Source organism: Corallococcus sp. Z5C101001, assembly GCF_007352635.1.
In the GTDB taxonomy this organism is placed as follows: domain Bacteria; phylum Myxococcota; class Myxococcia; order Myxococcales; family Myxococcaceae; genus Corallococcus; species Corallococcus silvisoli.
The window spans coordinates 217,382-234,682 of record NZ_VKLU01000003.1; the positions used below are offsets into that span (position 1 = coordinate 217,382).

Below are 17,301 nucleotides of genomic sequence, written 5' to 3' on the forward strand. Positions count from 1 at the left end.
GCGTGAGGTCTGGCGGTAGGTCACGAGCCCGGATTACACGGTCGGCCGAAGCCTCGATGCGCGCTCGTCGAGGTGATGCTTCATTCGGTTGAAACGGTTCCGACTCTCTCTGTGGCCATGTGCCACTTGCGAGCACGCCACCGCGCGATTGTCGGTTCTGCCGGCTCCGCTCCCGCAATCGAACCTCAAGCCATGAGCACAACCACCTCACGAAGTCGGGACGTTTTCGCAGCGCGCGCCACACGGAGCGTAGGTCATGGAGCAGGCGTTCCATGACGCTCCCGAGCCTTGGCGAGGCTGCCCGTCCTATACGATGCGGCCGTCGACGAGGTTCAGCGTGCGCGTGGCCTTGTTCGCGCTCGCCACGTCGGTCGTCATCATGACCAGCGTTGAGCCTGCACCGTGCAGTTCCGCCAACTGCTCGAGCACCTTCGCGCCGGTCTTCGAGTCCACGTTTCCCGGGGAGGAAGCCTGAGCTGCAACCCGGACCTCGAGATGACCATCCCGAGCGACGGATACGACCTTCGCTTTACGAACCAGATGGTCACGCAGATGGAGACCGTGGCCATGGCGTTGGCGCGCGGCTCAATCTGCTTCGGATCCACCTGGATGGCGACGCGCGTCTTGGCCTCGTCACGGCGGCGCAGGCAGTCGTGCTCCTTCTCGTAGTTGGCGACGAGGGGTTGAGCGTCGACTGGGTGCTGCGCCCCACGGGGCATGGGATTTAAAAGCCTGGACGAGGAGGCAGAGCCGCGCGGAGTGGAGGCACGCACTCGAGCCTTCAGCGGAACCGGTATCCGAGGTGAACGGTCGGGAAGACGGTCCATGTGTTGCGTGTGTAGATCCTATCCCCCAGGGTGACGTCACGCGCTGCGAGGTCGCAGCTCAGACCCACCCATGGCGTGACATAGAATCCTGCGACCACATCGAATCGCCAGCCGGCATTCAACCCCACGGAGAGCTGATTGGGGCGAGCGGCCAACTCCGTGCCATCCCGCCGGACGAGGAGACGGTTGACGCCCATGTCCACCCCCATGAATCCGCCGTGCTGCTCTCCCAAGAGGAAGTATTGGAGCTTGACGCCATAGCCGTCGAAGGAGGTCTTGAAGCCCTCGTTGCCGTCGAGCCAGTGCGGGATGTCCAGGGCGAATGCTCCCAGGTCGAGCCGCAGGCGCCTCCAGGTGATGCCGGCATGGACGGAGTAGCCCCCGAGCGCGTACGCAATGGGGTCGACCTCCACGTCCACGCGGACGGGTGACGCCGAGGGAGCGAGCGCCACCTCTTCGCGGGATGCGGCGAGGACTGGGGTGCTCACGGCGAGAACGAGGCAGAGCAAAGGTGTCGCAGGCAGGGTCCAAGCTGGACGCATGAGGTCTCCGTTCATCGCGGAGACTGCCGCATCCTCGGCCAAGGCCTGGTGACCGCGGACGACAGAACGATTGACCGTGGGCGCCAGTCAGGCCTTCGCGAGACTGGGGTCTGTTGCACCCCTGCGTCCGGGGGGCGATAATCGCTCGGTGGTTGCCATCCGCGTATCCGCCCGCATCGGGGCGTTGATTGTTCACGCTGCGAGCGCGGCAGGCGTGGCACCTCAGGCGCTCCAGGCCGCGACGGGCTTCGACCCCAGGTCGGCTGAGGACCCGGATGCGCGGATCCCCCTCGAGGTCGAGAACGCGCTCTGGTCGGAAGCGGAGCGCCTGAGTGGGGATGCCCAGTTCGGACTCCATGCCGCGGAGCGCCTGCGCCCTGGGACCTTCGACGTCCTGGATTACGCCATTCGAAGCGCGCCCACGGTCCGCACGTCGCTCGAACGCCTCGCTCGCTACAACCGCATCGTTCACGACGCCGCCGCCTTCACGCTCTCCAACAAGGGCGACGTGATGCGCGTCGAGCACGCGTTCCAGGTCGCCGGGATGGCGCCATGTCGTCACGCGAGCGAGTTCACCCTTGCATCAATCATCGCGGTGGGCCGGCAGCTCGCCGGAGTCTCCGTTCGCGCACGCAAGGTCGAATTCATCCATCTCGAGCCTACGTCGACCTTGGAGCATGAGCGCTTGTTTGGCGTGCGGCCCAGCTTCTCGGCACGGGTGAATGCGCTGGAGCTCGACCACGCAGTACTCGAGCACCCCGTTCTGGCGGCGGACCCATCGCTGTCCCAGGTGATGGAGCGCTTCGCCGAGCTCCTCCTGGCCTCCCGGCCCGTGGAGCCCGTGGAGCCCGAGAGCATCCTCTCACGGGTGCGGCGATTGCTGGCCGCGGCCCTGCCAGAAGGAGAGACGACCCTCGCGGACATCTCGGCGCGACTGCGCATGAGCGAGCGGAGCTTGCAGCGCCGACTTGCTCAAGAGGGAGCGAGCTTCGACGGGTTGCTGGATGACCTCCGCCGCGAGCTCGCCTCCCGCCATCTCGCCGATCCAAGGATCGCCATCGCGGAGGTCGCATATCTGCTTGGCTACTCCGAGCCGAGCGCCTTCCATCGCGCGTTCAGGCGGTGGACGGGGATGACTCCGAGCGAGGCACGGGGACAGAGCGACGCGCTCCGCGCCCGGCCCGGAAGCCCTGTGCAGCGTCGATGACCGACGGCACCCGGAGGGGAGTGAGGCCCGAACGGCAGGAAGCACAGGAAAAGGCCTAGAGGTTTTAGCTGAAGGGAGCCATCGACCGCAGTTGCAGCGGCGTGAGCAGATCGCTGTGACCTGTGCGGACAAGCTCGGCGATGCTGAGCAATATTTGATGAATTACCCCACACAGGCTGTCGCAGTTCAAAACAAAGGCCTGCCTCTTCGTCTTCTTCACCTTCTTCTTGGCCTCCAGCTTGTCCAACTTCCCTTTGTACGGCCGGAAGTACTCCTGCACCTGATTCAGCGTGACGCGGTTGCCCTGCGCCGCGGACGTGCAGAGTCCCTGCAGGACGTGGAACTTCTGCTTGATCTGTTTTTCGAAGTCGAAGCCCGCATCCTCGAGGTTGATCTGCGCGATCCGCAGCAGGCAGTAGATGCGCCTTTTGACCGACATCTCGCGACCATAATCCACGTACGGGAGCGCCCTGGGCCTCGCCCATTGACTGGTGGCGTCGCGCACCTGGGGATCCTGGTCGACCGTCTGGTCGAAGATCGTCACGACTGTCGGCTCTTCAAGGCTCAGGACGCAGGGCACCCGGATCTCCGTACGGAAGAACGCCTTGACGATCTTATGCAGAAGGGTGGCCACGGATTTCCCCTCTGGACTGTCAATCGTGGCAGGTCGGACGGACAGCTTTTCGATGATCAGGTCGAGTAGATTTTGCTGACCTTGATATCGGCGCAGCTCCCGGATGAGTGAGAGCGCGAGCGCGGCGCGACAGCCCCATTGCCCGTAGAAGACCTCGAAGAGGAAGCAGTTGTAGATCTTCAGCCCCTCTCCGTAATCCTGCAACCACTCGCTGCAATGCTTGTCCTTGAACAAGATCCGCCGGACCTGGTTTTTGAATACGACGCTCTTGTGGGTGTTCTCGTTGTCGAAGGGGATCCCCTGATCATGGAGGGAGATGCACAGCTCCGGCCCGATCTCGTCAAGGTCCATGCACAGGACCGTGTCGCCGTACCGGGATCCACCGGTCATGGCGTTGTACGTGAACTCCAACCGACCGAAGACGTACTCGATGTGGCCGAACTTGGCGTCCATTGTCTTGCTGGTGTACTTCGGATTCTGGTGCCCGACCGTTGGCGACATCAACGCGTGGCTGTCCTTGATCGCCTCTGTCTCCGTGCCATGCTTGAAGTACATGGGCAGCTTGATGAGGTGCTCGTAGAGCATCCACTCCGCGCACGTCAGGGAGATCTGCCGCCTGTCCTCCTCCTGCGACAGCCGGGTATAGGTCTTCTTGACTTCGAGGGGATCGATCTGCCACTTCGAATAGCCCGACTCCTGATAGATCTTCCCGCTGTACAATAGCTGATAGAAATCGGTCTTGCTGACACACGACCCCTTGGGCTTGAGCTTTGTATTCAGCTCATCGATGACGAAGCAGAGATTGCACTCGCTCAACTCGATGATCGACGCCGGGAGAAGGCCGCACGTCCCCGCCAGGACCTTCTGCTGCTTCAGCAGCTTCATGGCTGCGACGTATTGCGACTGATGTTTCTTGAGGTACTCCTGGTAGATCGCCTCTTTCATCGTCATCGTCCACACCTGCCGCTGCTGGATCCGCCACTCGTCCATCAGACTGCTCGAGGGCACGATCGGCGACGACATCGGCGAGGGCTGCTCCCCTCGCTCATGGAGGTGGAGCAGGTACTTCAGCATGTTCAGACGATTCAGGAAGACCCGCCGGAACAGCAGGTCGAAGTCATTGGGCTTGACGAGCCTGCCCTTCTGCGTCTTCGCGAGGATGACGACCTTGCGAAGCGCGACATGGAACAGCGCCATCTCATTCCGCTGGTTGCTGAAGGGAATGGGCCGCGCGAGCAGTCGCAGCAGAGAGTCGACCACCTTGGCCGCGGAGAAGGTGTTCGACTCGAGGTCCTTCTTCGTCAGCTCGAACGGCTGCAGCTCGAAGTCCTTCCAGAAGTTGAAGGTATTGATCCAGCGATCGAGCAACGTCAGGACCAGATCGAGTGCGAGCGTGTTTTCTCCCGGCTGGACGTCTCCGGGCTTCGGCTGACGGAGCTTGTGGCCACAGTCAGGACACCCCCCGCCCCCGAGCGGAATGGGGCCATGACAGTTGGGGCAGAGCTTCGGCTTCTGCGACCGCTGGAGCAGGTTCGGCTGCGCGCCGCCCTGGTGCAGGAGTTGGAGCGGCGGCTCGGGCTGCTTCTGCCTTGGGAGCAAGGGCTGCAGTTGGAGCGGCTTCTCCACTATCGGCGCATCGACTTCGCCAAGCCTGTCCATCACCCCATTGCACGTAGGGCACCGCTGCCGGCCAATGTAGAACTCCTTGTCGACCGTCTTATTGCACTTGGGACAACGGAACCGGGTCATCTTCGCCTCACGTGCCCGAGTATCGGGAGACAAACCACGTGCGTCGTCTCCTCCCCGGTGGGAATGCGCCAAAGCCTGTGTCAGCCACTCAACAGGGTCACACCCTACTCGCTTCGCCTGTCTTTGCCCATCTCGCACCCTTCCGCCGCGCGAATGGGCGCGTCAGGAGGAGCGACAAATGAAGAAAGGGTTCGTGGGAATCTCTCTCGTATTGGGCGTGGGCATGGGTGCCGTGGCGGGAGCCACGACGTCCTCCGGCGACCTCGCCGCCCCGATGACGTGCGGGGAGACCTGTTCCTACAACCATGGCTACTGCGTGGGTGGGTGTCATGGGGACGACCTCTGCCTGCTGAACTGCGACAAAGCCTATCTCCGCTGTCAGCAGCGCTGCTGAGCGCGGCCCCACCGGGGCCTGGGGGGCCTCTGTCCCGGAGTGGACCCCTGCCCTCCGGGCCCCATTGGCGAACTCGAACGCGCGCCCCACCGTCCCAAGCTTCGGGCCGGAGAGGAGCGGACATGCGAGTACGGAGTGGATGTGCCCTGGTGTGGCTGGGATTGGCCGGGTGTGGGGCTCTCCCAGACGAAGGCGTTGAAACCCGCGAGGTCACCGCGCAGGCCTGCCCCGCCGGGGTGGCCTCGCGCGTCAAGGTCGTGGTTCCTCCGGGGTCTGGCGCCTCTGTCAACGGCCCCTACCCGGAATCGCTGGTCGACGTGCAGGGGGCGCTCTACTTCGCCACCAACCTCTTCGACGGCAGCGCGGTCTTGTGGCGCAGCAATGGCACGGAGGCTGGCACCGTCCAGGTGAAGTCGTTTCCACCCGCCTCCGTGGGCGTCCCCCGGATGACCAGTCTGGTTCCCGTGGGGAAAAAGGTCTTCTTCCAGTTCGATGATCCGGGCACCGGACAGGAGCTGTGGATCAGCGACGGCACCGGCGCCGGGACACACCTCGTCAAGGACGTGACGCCCGGCCCCCAAGGGACCCGGTTCGCGTTCACCGCCGCGCAGAACGGGCGGCTGACCTTCATCCGGGAGTGGGGCTTCGCGCCCGGCAATCCGCAGGTGGAGGTGTGGCGTTCCGACGGGACCGCGGCTGGCACGGTGCAGGTGGTGAACTTCGGCACCCTTGGGAAGCTCGTCTCCCCATCGATGCTGGGCAGCACCCTGCTCTTCTTCCTGGAGACTCCCGGCACTGGCACCTCGCTGTGGCGCACGGACGGGACCGCGGCAGGCACCCTGCATCTGGGGAACTTCGGTCCCCTCGCGACGCCCCCCTACACGTCATTCGAGGTGGGCAATGCCCGGCTCTTCTTCGTCAACACGCCCGGCCAGGGCACCCACCTGTGGCGCACGGATGGAACCCCGGCCGGCACCTCCTGGGTGAAGAAGCTGGATGCGGACGCGGTCCTCATCCCGCAGACGGGCTTCGCCGGGAACCTGGGCCTGTTCCTGTTGAGCGACGGCCCCAACACCGAGGTCTGGAAGACGGATGGCACGCCGGGAGGCACCGTCCGCCTGGAGACGTTCGGCAAATTCGTCCAGCTGCTCGGTGCGCTGAACACGTCTGTCTATCTGTATTCGGTGGACTCCAACACGAAGCGGCTGCGCATCGAGAGTGTCTCCCTGGCTGGAGGAGGCAAGGCCTCCGTCACGACCCTCCCCAATCCCTATGCGGACCAGGAGGGCGCGTACCCCAGCGTGCAGCGGACCGCGACCTCGGGCGGGAAGCTCTACTTCTCCGTGGCCATTGGCACCTCGGGCCCGGCGCCTCGGGAGGTGTCGCTGTGGGCGTCGAATGGAACGGGGGCGGGGACCCTCCAGCTCTCCCACACGCTGAGCACGAGCGACGAGTACGCCTCCCCGCTGTTCCCCACGGGCACGGGCCCCGTCCTCTTCGTCGCCTCGAAGAGCGGCTCGGGCATCGAGCCCTGGTTCACCCAGGGGAGCGCGGCGACCACCGGACAGCTCGCGGAGATCCGCCCCGGAGCGGGCTCCTCCAACCCCGATGGTTTCACCCGCATCGGCAACCGCATCTACTTCCGCGCCGCCGACGACACGAACTCCTTCCAGCTGTGGTCCATGCCCGCCAGCTTCTCCTGTCCGGCGGGCCTGGCCGAAGCGAAGTAGTCCGCCGCATGCCCGCGCCCCGGGAGGAGCCCCCAGGACGCGGGCGTGGCGCCCCCCGCGCTTCTACGGCGCCCTCATCCCGAGACCGCCCTCCGCACCGCCGGACGTTGCGTGTGGCGCCTGACGTACTCCATCAGCCTCGGCTGCCCATCGAGCAGCCCCAGCGTATGCGCCAGGTGGAGGATGGACGCCATCACCACATCGGCGGCCGTGAAGGCGCCTCCCACGAGGAATTCACGGTCGCCGAGGCCCGCGTTGATGACGTCGAGCACGGCCGCGAGGCGGGCCCTGTGTTTCGAGAGTTCTTCATCCGGGCGCGCGCCGGAGTTCTTCTGCTCGGTCAACGGCGCGCGTCTGAAGAACTCCATCACCACCGGATCGAGGCTCACCTCGGCGAAGACCATCCATTGGTAATAGAGGCCGCGCTCCGAGGCCCCCACCGGCGGCGCCAGGCGCTTCTCCGGGAACCGGTCAGCCAGATGGAGACAAATGGCCAGGGACTCGAGCAGCGTGACGTCCCCGTCCACCAAGGCAGGGACTTCGCCCAGGGGATGCACCGCCAGGTATGCGGGGGCGCGGTTCTCCTGTTGGGTGAGATCGAGCTTGATCAGCTCGTAGGGCACTCCGAGTTCCTCCAGCAGCCATCGGGCACGGACCGCTCGGGTTCGGGGGGCAGCGTAGAGCTTCATGTGTGCGCTCCTGCGGGTCGCGAGAGGCGGCAACATGCGGCGCCCCAGGCGCCCGGACAATCTGGCCCCAGGCGAACTCATTGTCAGGCTAGGCTTGACGGTCATGATCCCACCCGCCGACATGCTGCTCTTCGCCGCGGTCGTCCGTGAGGAGAGCTTCACCCGGGCGGCGCGACAGCTGGGCATCACCAAGCAGACCATCAGCGAGCGCATCAGCAAGCTGGAGGAGCGGCTTGGCGTGCGGCTGCTGGAGCGGACGACGCGGCGCCTGCGGGTCACGGGGGCCGGAGCGACGTACTACGAGCGCTGCTCCGCCATCGCCGCGCAGATCGACGAGGCGAACAGCGAGGTGCAACAGCGGCATGAGGAGCCCGTCGGCCTGCTGCGGGTGTCTTCCCCCATGCTCTACGGGCGGCGATTCCTGAGCCCCGTGATTTCGGAGTACCTCGCCCGCTTTGAGCAGGTGCGAGTGGAGCTGGTGCTGGCGGACCGCAGGATCCACCTCATCGAAGAGGGGCTGGACGTCGCGGTTCACATCGGCCCGCTCAACGACTCGTCGCTCGTGGCGAAGAAGCTCGGCGAGGGGCCGGTCCGCTTCGTGGCGAGCCCCCGCTTCCTGGCGAAGTACGGCGCGCCGAGCGCCAGGGAGCTCCGCTCCGCGCGCTGTATTGGCTTCAGCCCGTTCGAGACCTGGGAGGCGGAGGGAGTGAAGTCTCGAATCGATCCGGTCCTGATCGTGAATGACCATGAGCTGGCGTGCGAGGCGGCCATCGCCGGAGTCGGCATCGCGCGCGTCCCGGACATCCTCAGCCAGGACGCGATCCGCGACGGCCGGCTCAAGGTCCTCTTCGGCCCCAGGCCCGCGGCGCTGCGAGCCATCCACGTCGTCTACCCGAGCCGGCTGAACCTCCCGGCCAAGGTCCGGCGCTTCGTGGATGCCATGGCAACGCTGGCCCAGACGGAGACGCCGCCCCGCGGCAGGCCTCGGCGGAAGCGCGCGTGAGGGGACCGCGCTCCTCGGCCGGGCTTCAGTAGCGTCCTTGGCGTAGCCATCGCCCAGAGCGCTCCACGTCTTCGGATCCAAGGTCGTCTCGACGACGACCTCCTCTCCAAGGCCGGAGAGGGTGCAGACCACGACGCCATCGCGCTCGGTATAACGACTCAGGATCGCCCGCTGCGTCTCGTCATCCATGGGTTCGACGGAATATACCGCCTGCCAGCGACCCGCGGCACCAGCAACCCCGCGGCGAACATGCACCAGCGTCTCCCTTCGCCAAGGACGACGTCGCCGCGGCAGACAGGCCGAGCTGACGAAGCCCACCACCGCGCGCCGCGCGCACTCGCCTTGACGCGCTGTCGAAGACGACCGCGACGCACGCATGAGACAGCGACCGAATACTGGCTACGAACCAGGCACAGGACACTTGTTTCGAGACCCATTCGCCGTCGCGACCTCGACAGGCCCGGGCACCGACAGGTACGTTCGAGAGCGGGTTTTGACACCGGCGCGACCGCATCTTGAAAGAGGAAACGATGTTTACGGAGAACAAGGAACTGGAGTGGAGTGAGCTCCCCTTCGAGGACGCGAGCGCGAAGTACGAGATCAACAGCATCAGCGAGGACGGCCTCGGCGAGGTCTTCCCCGAAGATCCCCCGCACTACCTCGTCCACGATGGCGACGTGGTCATCGACGGCCCCGTGAGTTTTGGTGCGGCCGACGACGGGGACGTCACGCTGCATGTCATTGACGGTAACCTCACCGTCAACGGTCCGCTCTTCTTCATCCAGGGCGACTTTTACGGTGCGCTCTTCGTGACAGGATCGATCTTCTGTCAGCAGGCCTTCGTCGACGCAGACGCGATGCTTTACGTTGGCAAATCAATGCATGTGGAGGGACTGCTCGTCACCAATCTCAGCAAGCCCGCGCACTTCGCCGTCAAGGAGGCGCTGATCGCCGGGAGCTGGCTCGATGCTTCGGGAGATGGCCTCTTCGAGATTGGCCAGAAGCCCCAGGCGCGGCTGCTCCGCGTCGAGAAGAGCAGCTACCACGCGTTCTCGCAGTACGCGGAGGAGGCGGAAAAGCGGGCCAGGGACGAGGGTACGGAACTGAAGAAGCCGAGCTATTTCGGTTTCTCACCGAAGGAAGCGATCTCGGTCAAGGGCATCCTCCATCCCTCGCTCGTCCAGGGGGAAGAAGGCGTCAGCGCGCGTCACATCCGCGAAGCCATGGAGGAAGGCAAGCCGCTCTTCGCATGACCGGTCGTTTCGTGCCGGGGATGGCCAGCGAGCCTCGGGCCGATTTGGACTCCCTGGACGCCTGCCTGGAGTTGGTCCCGGCCCCACTCCGCCCTTCTCGGCGGTTTCGTGCTACCCCAAGGCCGTGGACTCGCTCGTCACGCTCCTCGAACCGGCGCCCCGGACGGATGAAGTGCCCGGGACGTTCCCAAGTCCCTTCGACGCCCTGGGGCCACATGACCTCGCGCGACGGGCCGCCGAGTCATTGCAGGCGTCGCTGCGCGAGGGAGTCATCGCCCCGGGACTCTCCAGCCACATCCTGCAGGGACCGGACGGCGGGAAGATGTTCGGTGTGCTCGTGGTGCGGCGGCCAGATGGGGCGCTGGGCGTGCTGCGTGCCTTCTCCGCGATGCTCGCGGGAAGCTGGGACGTGCCGGGCTTCGTCCCACCCGTCTTCGACCGCGAGGCCCGCTCCCGGGTGGAGCCGGTGGCCGACGCCACGGTGAAGGCCTTGCTGGCCCGCGCCGAAGCGTGGGGAACCTCCGAGGAATTGCTCCGCCTGCGCTCGGACGACGACGCACGGCAGGCCCGCGAGGCCACGGAGCGCGAAGCCATGCGGCTGCGCCATGAGGCCCGCCGCCGCCAGCGGCACGAGCGCCGCGCGGCGCTCCTCGCCATGCCAGCTCGCGCGGAGGCCCTGGGTGCCCCCGGCCATGAGCCGTCCGCCCAGACGCTTCCCGCGACGGGCCTCACGCAGGCCGAACGTGCGGAGGCACTGCATGCGATTGATCAGGAGAGCCGGGGGGACAAGGCGGAGAAGCGCCGCTGGGATGCCGCCCAGGAGGAAGCCCGGCGCTTGCTCTCACCCGCCCGCGCGAAGGCAGAGCGCCGCGTGCGCGCCCTGGACCGGCTGCGGCGCATTGTCTCGCGCGGGTTCATGAAACAGTTTCACGACACCTACGTCATCACCAACTCGCGCGGAGAGACGCGCCCCCTGCGCTCGCTCTATTCCGGAGCCGAGCCCCCCTCCGGCGCGGGGGACTGCGCGGGCGCGAAGCTGCTCGCCCATGCCTTCGCTCACGGTCTCCAACCCGTCGCGCTCGCCGAGTTCTGGTGGGGCACACCTCCCGCGTCCGGTGGCCGCGTCCAGGGCGCTTTCTATCCCGCGTGCCGTGACAAGTGCGGCCCCCTCCTCCCGTTCATGCTGGAGGGCCTGGAGGTCTCCGCGCCCCGCGTCTTCGTCCCACCGCCCGCCCCCACGCCGGACCTGTCCATTGTCTTCGAGGACGCGTGGCTCGTGGTCATCGACAAGCCTTGCGGCCTCTTGTCCGTGCCCGGCCGGGACGCGGCGCTCGTGGACTCGGTGCTCACCCGACTGCGCGCACGCCACCCCCATGCCACGGGGCCCCTGCTCGTGCACCGGCTGGATCTGGACACCTCCGGGTTGCTCGTCGCGGCGCTGGATGCCCGCACGCACGCGGCGCTGCAACGCCAGTTCCTCCACCGCGACGTGGACAAGCGCTACGTCGCGCTCATCGACGGGCCGGTGCGGTCGGACGCGGGCACCATCACGCTGCCCCTGCGCGTCGACCTGGATGACCGGCCCCGGCAGATCGTCGACCCCGTCCACGGCAAGCCCGCGGTCACCGACTGGGAGGTCCTTCACCGCGAGGCCGGCCGCACCCGCGTCGCCTTCCACCCGCGCACCGGGCGCACGCACCAGCTGCGCGTCCACGCGGCGCATCCACGAGGACTGGGCGCGCCCATCGTCGGAGATCCGCTGTACGGACACGCGGGCTCCCGCCTGCACCTGCACGCGGAAGCCCTGTCCTTCGTGCATCCAGCGACGGGGCAGCGCGTGTCCTTCACTCGCGCCGCCCCGTTCTGAGCACCGTCAGTTGACGAGCAGCACCTTGCCCACGCCGCCTGACTCCACGAGCTTCTGGGCCTCCTTCGCCTTCTCCAGCGGGAAGGTCTTGCCGACCGGGATGACCAGGTCGCCCTTCGCCACGCTCTGGCCAATCTGCGCGAGCCTCCGGCCGTCGGGATGGGACATGAACGCGCGCACGACCAGGCCCTTCTCCTTCGCGCCCTTGGTCGGCCCCACCACGCTGCCCACCGTGCCCCCGTGCTTCACCCGCTCCAGCACGGCGGTCATGGCGTCGCCGCCGACCGTGTCCGCCACACCGTCCAGCGTCGGCAGCTTCGCGACGTCCTTGGGATCATCCAGCGCGACGACGCCGTCCACCTTCAGCGTCTTGCGCGCCTCCTCCACCTGCTTGCGCCGCACGCCGACCCAGATCTTCGCGCCCCGGGCATGCGCCGCGAAGACCGCCGCGCGCCCCACGGCGCCCAGCGCCCCGGTGATGAGCACCGTGTCGCCCTTCGACGGTTGCACCTGCTCCTCGATGAGCTGCACGCCCGTCAGCGTCGCCAGCGGCAGCGCGGCGGCATCCTTCAGGTCCAGCGACTCCGGCACCTTCGCCCAGGCCTCCGTCGGCGCGACCACGGTCTCCGCGTAGCCGGCGTTCACCAGCCCCATCACGCGATCTCCTGGCTCGAAGTCCTCCACGCCCGTGCCGACCTCGATGACCTCGCCGGACACATCCCGGCCCAGGATGGCGGGGAACTTCAACTGCATCCGCTCCTTCATGTCCCCCCGGCGGATCTTCAAGTCCACCGGGTTGATGCTCGCGGCCGTGACGCGGACCTTCACCTCGCCCGGCCCCACCTTGGGCTCTGGCATGTCCTGCACGGCGAGCACATCCACATCCCCATAGCCTTTGAGAACGACCGCTTTCATCCGGACCTCCGCTCGGTGGACAAAGGAAGAGACATCCCGCGACGGGCCAACGGTAAGCACCTCCAGATGGGGTGCCATCGTCGGCGAGCGGTCGTCCTGCCTCCTTGCCTCCCCAGACGCGGCGGAGGTCTCTCATCCCCGGTGCGAAGGAGCGCGCGCGCACCAGCCCACCACTCGCAGGCCTGTCCCCTTCCGTCGGGCCCGCGTCATGTGCCAGCCGGCATCCGAGGGACCGCCACCCGGCCCCCTGTCACCTGCCCTCCCGCGACATCGATGATCCAGTAGCCCTCCTGTCCTGCGAACGTGGAGGAGCCAGCGCCGAACAAGTGGGGCCGCACCGCGGTGGCCGCGTGATGGAAGCGCCGGTGGATGTGGCCATGCAACACCGCGTGACGGGCTCCAGGCAGCAGCGCGCAGAGCGCCTGTCCATCGCGGAGCCCCCACGGCCCCTGGGCCACATCCCCCGTCGGCGTCAGCGGCGCGTGATGCACGGCGACGAGCAGCGCCCTGCCGGCGAGCCGCGGATCCGCCACCACCGCCGCGAGCCCGTCGAGCTGCGCGCGCCCGATGAACCCCTGGGAGATGCCGGGCACTGGCGGCACGCGAGCGGAGCAGAGCCCCACCACCGCGGCCCCGTCCCCCACGCGGCGGACGAAGGGGAAGGGCCCCTCCCGGCAGTGCTCGGGCAGGTCGCTCTCCAGCAGGTGCCCGAAGTACCGCGCGAAGCGTCCGGTCCGGAGGCTCCCCGGCGTGTACACGTCATGGTTGCCCGGGATGACGGTGCAGCGGCTCCGGTCCTCCACCAGCGAGCCCAGGGCCTCACGCGCCGCCTGGAACTCGCTGTCCAGCGCGCACGCGGTGAGGTCTCCGGAGAGGATGAAGTGATCCGCGGCATGCTCCCGCGCCTCGCGCGCGATGGCGGCGAGCACCCGCGGAGCGCGAAGGTACGCACGGGCCCGCCCCCCCGCGAACAGCTCCGGGAGGGCCAGCCAGCGGCGCCACCCCAGTCGGAGCAGCGACTCCCCGCGGTAGTCCGCGGTGAGGTGGACGTCGGAGCAGTGGACGAAGCGCATGGAGCAAGGGGCCCCCCGCTTCCGGAGCCGCTGTCCGGGAGCAGGAGGCGTCAGCCTTCGACTACAGCGACTGGCAGAGGGCGTTGCCCAGGGTGCGGGTATCCCAGTCACGGATGCCACAGCCATAGCCCGAGCCGTCCATGCTGCCCCCACCCGCGAGCCGCGCGACATCCCAGGGTGCGAGCTTCGCGCACACCTCCGCCGACCGGGCGCGCGCCTCCTGCGGAGAGAGCAGCGCCGTGCCGGGTGCGCACGGCTTGTCGCCCAGCACCTCGACGAAGGACATCTGCGCGCACAGGCTGTTGCCCAGACCCCGCGTGTCGACGTCACGGATGCCGCAGCCATAGCCCGGGCCGTCCATGCTGCCCCCACCCGCGAGCCGCGCGACATCCCACGTCCCCAGGGTCGCGCAGAAGCCGGACGGGTTGGTGCGCGCGACCAGCGGGCTCACCAGGGTGAGGCCCGACGGGCAGACGCCATCGCCCAGGGACTCGCTGGCCGTGCCGACCTGCTTGCAGATGCTGTTGCCCAGCCCGCGCGCGTCGAAGGTGCGCACACCGCAGCCGTAGCCAGGGCCATCGATGGCGCCACCGTTCGCCAGCCGCGCGATGTCCCACGTGCCCATCTGGGCGCAGATGGCGGAGGAGTTGGCGCGGGCCTCCTCGGGAGACGCGAGCGTGTAGCCCGACGGACACGCCGTATCACCGAGCACGACCGTGACCGCACCCGCGAGCGCGGCGCTGGCCTGGGCGGCGGTGTCCTTCTGCCCGCCCTCCGTGGACTCCGCCGGAGCGCCACACCCCACCGACGACACCGCGAGGCTCACACACGACACCAGCGAAACAACGAGGCTCTTCCTCATGACGGACTCCCCTTCATTGGGACTGAGTGGCACTGATGGAAAGACAGACATCGCATCCGCCCTCGCCGCGCACGGCGAGGGCAAGTCCGCGGCGGACGCCGGAGGACTCGGGCCACGGCCATCAGCAAGCTGCGTACCAATCCCAAAAAGCAGACACACCTGAAGTACGAGCACGAACTCGCCACATCAAGACGACCTCTTCCGCGTTCCCAGAGGACGCGGTTGCGTGACGTGACGACGCTTCACGCGGAGTCACAACCCCACGTGCCCTGCCCCCATCCCCCGCGCACGGTTCGTGAATGGATTGACGCACCTGGAGGTGGCACGAATGCAGGTGCGTCATGTGGCCATTGGAGCCAGCCACGAAGTCTACGATTCAGCGGAGGCCGCCCTGCGGGCGGCGGTAGCCCGGCGCGTCGAGGATCGCCTCGTCCGCGAGCGGCAGCAGCGCCAGGCCGCGCGCTACCGGCGGTGGAAGGTGGTGGACACCACGCCCCTGCTCCGCTCCATCGACGGGGGCCTGGACGACACGAAGTTCCTCTACCCCGTGCTCGACAACCTCCCGCTCATCGTCTTTCCGCTGTTGAGCTACGCGCTGACGGGAGCGCAGGTCAGCGTCCACGGCCCTCCAGAGGTCTGCCGGGTGGTGGAGGTGGTGCGCGACGTCCTGCTCGCGCAAGGGCTCATCGGGGACCGAGCGAAGGTCCTGGCCGTCGAGGAGGACCGGCGCGACATCTCCCTCTCCCGCTCCATCCAGCGCTCCACGGAGTGCCTGTCCGCCGCGAAGGATGAGCCCATCGCCTGGTCCGCCGGAGACCTGGTGCTGGCGTATGACACCCATCCCTGGCTGATGGACCGGCACCTGCCCGGCTACGAGCTCATCTTCAACCTCAACGCCCGTCAGCGCGTCTTCCCGGACGGCACGCCGGAGCTCTTCGCCCGCAACTACTTCGACCGCCTGCGCCTGGAAGGTGAGCCGGGTGTGGTGCTCGACATCAAGGAGCCGAACGTCCTGCTCTTCACCTCCGCGGGGCTGCGAGGCCTGACGAAGGTGGACGAGCTGCGGCACCCTCGCCCGGGCGACACCTATATGAAGGTGCTGCTGCGTGCCGCGGCGAGGACCGTCTGGCATACGAGCCCCGCGGCGACCGTGGCGTTCCTGCGCTATGGATTGAAGCGGACCCGGGACCGCATCCAAGCCGGGGACGCGCTCACCCAGCACCATGCCGGAGAGCTGGCCCGGACCTTCTTCGGGGTGTCCACCCTCCTGAAGGCGGAGAACACAGACCCCTTCTTCGTCCGGGACGGCGACAGCGTGGAGGACTTGTTTGGCTATTACCGGGCGGTCCTCCAGCCCATCGTCGACTCCGCCGCCACGAAGGAGGCTGGCTACCGCGAGCTATCGCACTACCACCCTCATGCGGGAATCCTCTATCGCCTCTCCCAGGCCCTGCGCCCGCTCCAATCCGAGCTGCCCCTGTGGCGCAGGTGGCCGGAGCTCATCCAGGACAAGCTCGCCACGCTCAACCAGCGGCTGGCCCAGGAGTTCAGGGGCCTGGGAATCCCTGACGCGGCGCGGCCCGTGCCGGAGTACTTCGACGCGATGGGTGTCTTTCAATCGCGCCCCCTGCCCTCCGACAACCTTCCCCTGACGCGTGACTTCCTGCGCAACGCCTACCACCCTTCCTTCGAACACAACCAGCGCTTGTACCAGTGGCTCGTGGCGGGGTGCTTGCCTCCGGAACGCATGCGCGTCAGCGGGTGACGCAACTCCTGACGGCGGCCGGGGCTCGCCGGAGAGAGACCGCGATCCCCTGGCTGGTACACGGGGTGCAACGACTTGAGCCATGTCCTTCCGAAAACAAGTCTTGAGCGACCTCTCCGGCAGCTATGCGAACTTCTCCGAGCACCACAAGGACATCCGGTCCTTCTTTGAGATCATCGGGGTGCGCTTCGCCATCCGCGAATATGGCGTCAGCCTGAAGCCCGTGGCGGGGAACAAGCTGTTCTCGAACGCGAGCGGATATCTGCTGTCGGATGACAGCTCCTACCCTTTCTATCTCTGGCTGCCGTCGTGGCTGGGCCGCTTCTACGTGGACCCGCTGCACGTCCCCGCGGGGACCCCGGTGGATGCCTGCACCGCCCGGGACGTCCGGTTCATCGCCTTCATCTGGATCTGGCTCGGCTTCAATGACGCGTATGTGAACGACGCCGAGGGACCGGAGTGTTGGTTTGGCGTGGCCGAGCCCCGGCCGGAGGACCCGTCGGAGTCCGTCGCGGTGACCGCGGACAAGGTGTGGAAGTACTTCCGCATCGAGCGCACGAGCCAGGGCGAGAGCGACGGCTGGCTGAGCGGCGGCTTCCAGAAGAACCCCATCGGCTGTGACTTGAACGGCCGCTGGTCCATGCGGCGCGTCCCGCTGGAGAAGCTGTCCAGCTACTACCAGATCGAGAAGCACGTCGTCCGGCCGCTCGGGGAGAAGTTCCACGAGCTGGCGAGCCCCACTCCGGGAGCGCTCGCGCTGGTGAAGTGAGGTGCCCCGTGCCCCGGAGGCC

General features: G+C 67.2%; 15 protein-coding genes. 8 read left to right on the forward strand and 7 right to left on the reverse strand.

What is annotated here, in order from left to right; translation table 11 throughout:
* Nucleotides 1-306 precede the first annotated feature (306 nt).
* Both FOF48_RS36375 and FOF48_RS07035 read right to left on the reverse strand, forming a co-directional pair.
* Entirely contained in the window at nucleotides 307-453 is a 147-nt protein-coding gene (locus FOF48_RS36375) for a hypothetical protein (protein WP_186001814.1), read from the reverse strand.
* A gap of 328 nt (nucleotides 454-781) precedes the next feature.
* On the reverse strand, nucleotides 782-1,384 hold the full coding sequence (locus FOF48_RS07035; RefSeq protein ID WP_143899397.1) for a hypothetical protein: 603 nt from the start codon (nucleotides 1,382-1,384) through the stop codon (nucleotides 782-784).
* 133 nt (nucleotides 1,385-1,517) lie between these two features.
* Here FOF48_RS07035 and FOF48_RS07040 point away from each other — a divergent pair, with 133 nt between their 5' ends.
* Entirely contained in the window at nucleotides 1,518-2,576 is a 1,059-nt protein-coding gene (locus FOF48_RS07040) for an AraC family transcriptional regulator (protein ID WP_186001815.1), read from the forward strand.
* 64 nt (nucleotides 2,577-2,640) lie between these two features.
* On the opposite strand, the gene FOF48_RS07045 is transcribed toward FOF48_RS07040, so the two are convergent.
* On the reverse strand, nucleotides 2,641-4,869 hold the full coding sequence (locus FOF48_RS07045) for a zinc ribbon domain-containing protein (RefSeq protein ID WP_143899399.1): 2,229 nt from the start codon (nucleotides 4,867-4,869) through the stop codon (nucleotides 2,641-2,643).
* Between the two features lie 268 nt (nucleotides 4,870-5,137).
* Here FOF48_RS07045 and FOF48_RS07050 point away from each other — a divergent pair, with 268 nt between their 5' ends.
* Together FOF48_RS07050 and FOF48_RS07055 are read left to right on the forward strand one after the other, a co-directional pair.
* On the forward strand, nucleotides 5,138-5,353 hold the full coding sequence (locus FOF48_RS07050; protein WP_143899400.1) for a hypothetical protein: 216 nt from the start codon (nucleotides 5,138-5,140) through the stop codon (nucleotides 5,351-5,353).
* Between the two features lie 122 nt (nucleotides 5,354-5,475).
* Nucleotides 5,476-7,083, forward strand: coding sequence for a hypothetical protein (locus FOF48_RS07055; RefSeq protein ID WP_143899401.1), 1,608 nt, complete (start codon nucleotides 5,476-5,478; stop codon nucleotides 7,081-7,083).
* Between the two features lie 74 nt (nucleotides 7,084-7,157).
* Here the strand turns inward: FOF48_RS07055 and FOF48_RS07060 are convergent, their stop codons facing one another.
* Nucleotides 7,158-7,772, reverse strand: a complete 615-nt coding sequence (locus FOF48_RS07060) for a glutathione S-transferase family protein (RefSeq protein ID WP_143899402.1) — start codon at nucleotides 7,770-7,772, stop codon at nucleotides 7,158-7,160.
* Between the two features lie 103 nt (nucleotides 7,773-7,875).
* Between FOF48_RS07060 and FOF48_RS07065 the strand changes: the two genes are divergently transcribed.
* The 3 genes from FOF48_RS07065 to FOF48_RS07075 all read left to right on the forward strand — a co-directional run bounded on the left by FOF48_RS07065 (nucleotide 7,876) and on the right by FOF48_RS07075 (nucleotide 11,895).
* On the forward strand, nucleotides 7,876-8,775 hold the full coding sequence (locus FOF48_RS07065; protein ID WP_143899403.1) for a LysR family transcriptional regulator: 900 nt from the start codon (nucleotides 7,876-7,878) through the stop codon (nucleotides 8,773-8,775).
* Between the two features lie 530 nt (nucleotides 8,776-9,305).
* On the forward strand, nucleotides 9,306-10,028 hold the full coding sequence (locus FOF48_RS07070) for a hypothetical protein (RefSeq protein WP_143899404.1): 723 nt from the start codon (nucleotides 9,306-9,308) through the stop codon (nucleotides 10,026-10,028).
* Nucleotides 10,029-10,152: 124 nt separating this feature from the next.
* Nucleotides 10,153-11,895: an RluA family pseudouridine synthase gene (locus FOF48_RS07075; protein ID WP_143899405.1), complete on the forward strand. Its 1,743-nt coding sequence runs from the start codon at nucleotides 10,153-10,155 to the stop codon at nucleotides 11,893-11,895.
* 6 nt (nucleotides 11,896-11,901) lie between these two features.
* On the opposite strand, the gene FOF48_RS07080 is transcribed toward FOF48_RS07075, so the two are convergent.
* From FOF48_RS07080 to FOF48_RS07090, 3 genes are all read right to left on the reverse strand, one after another.
* The gene (locus FOF48_RS07080; RefSeq protein WP_143899406.1) at nucleotides 11,902-12,810 is read right to left on the reverse strand and encodes an NADP-dependent oxidoreductase; all 909 of its coding nucleotides are present in this window, start codon (nucleotides 12,808-12,810) and stop codon (nucleotides 11,902-11,904) included.
* Between the two features lie 206 nt (nucleotides 12,811-13,016).
* Complete coding sequence (locus FOF48_RS07085; RefSeq protein ID WP_143899407.1) at nucleotides 13,017-13,883, reverse strand: metallophosphoesterase; 867 nt, start codon at nucleotides 13,881-13,883, stop codon at nucleotides 13,017-13,019.
* 61 nt (nucleotides 13,884-13,944) lie between these two features.
* Entirely contained in the window at nucleotides 13,945-14,745 is an 801-nt protein-coding gene (locus tag FOF48_RS07090; protein ID WP_143899408.1) for a hypothetical protein, read from the reverse strand.
* Between the two features lie 328 nt (nucleotides 14,746-15,073).
* On the opposite strand from FOF48_RS07090, the gene FOF48_RS07095 reads away from it, so the two are divergent.
* Both FOF48_RS07095 and FOF48_RS07100 read left to right on the forward strand, forming a co-directional pair.
* Nucleotides 15,074-16,510 (forward strand): hypothetical protein, encoded by a 1,437-nt coding sequence (locus FOF48_RS07095; protein ID WP_143899409.1) that lies wholly within the window; start codon nucleotides 15,074-15,076, stop codon nucleotides 16,508-16,510.
* A gap of 82 nt (nucleotides 16,511-16,592) precedes the next feature.
* The gene (locus FOF48_RS07100; RefSeq protein ID WP_143899410.1) at nucleotides 16,593-17,279 is read left to right on the forward strand and encodes a hypothetical protein; all 687 of its coding nucleotides are present in this window, start codon (nucleotides 16,593-16,595) and stop codon (nucleotides 17,277-17,279) included.
* Nucleotides 17,280-17,301: the final 22 nt, after the last annotated feature.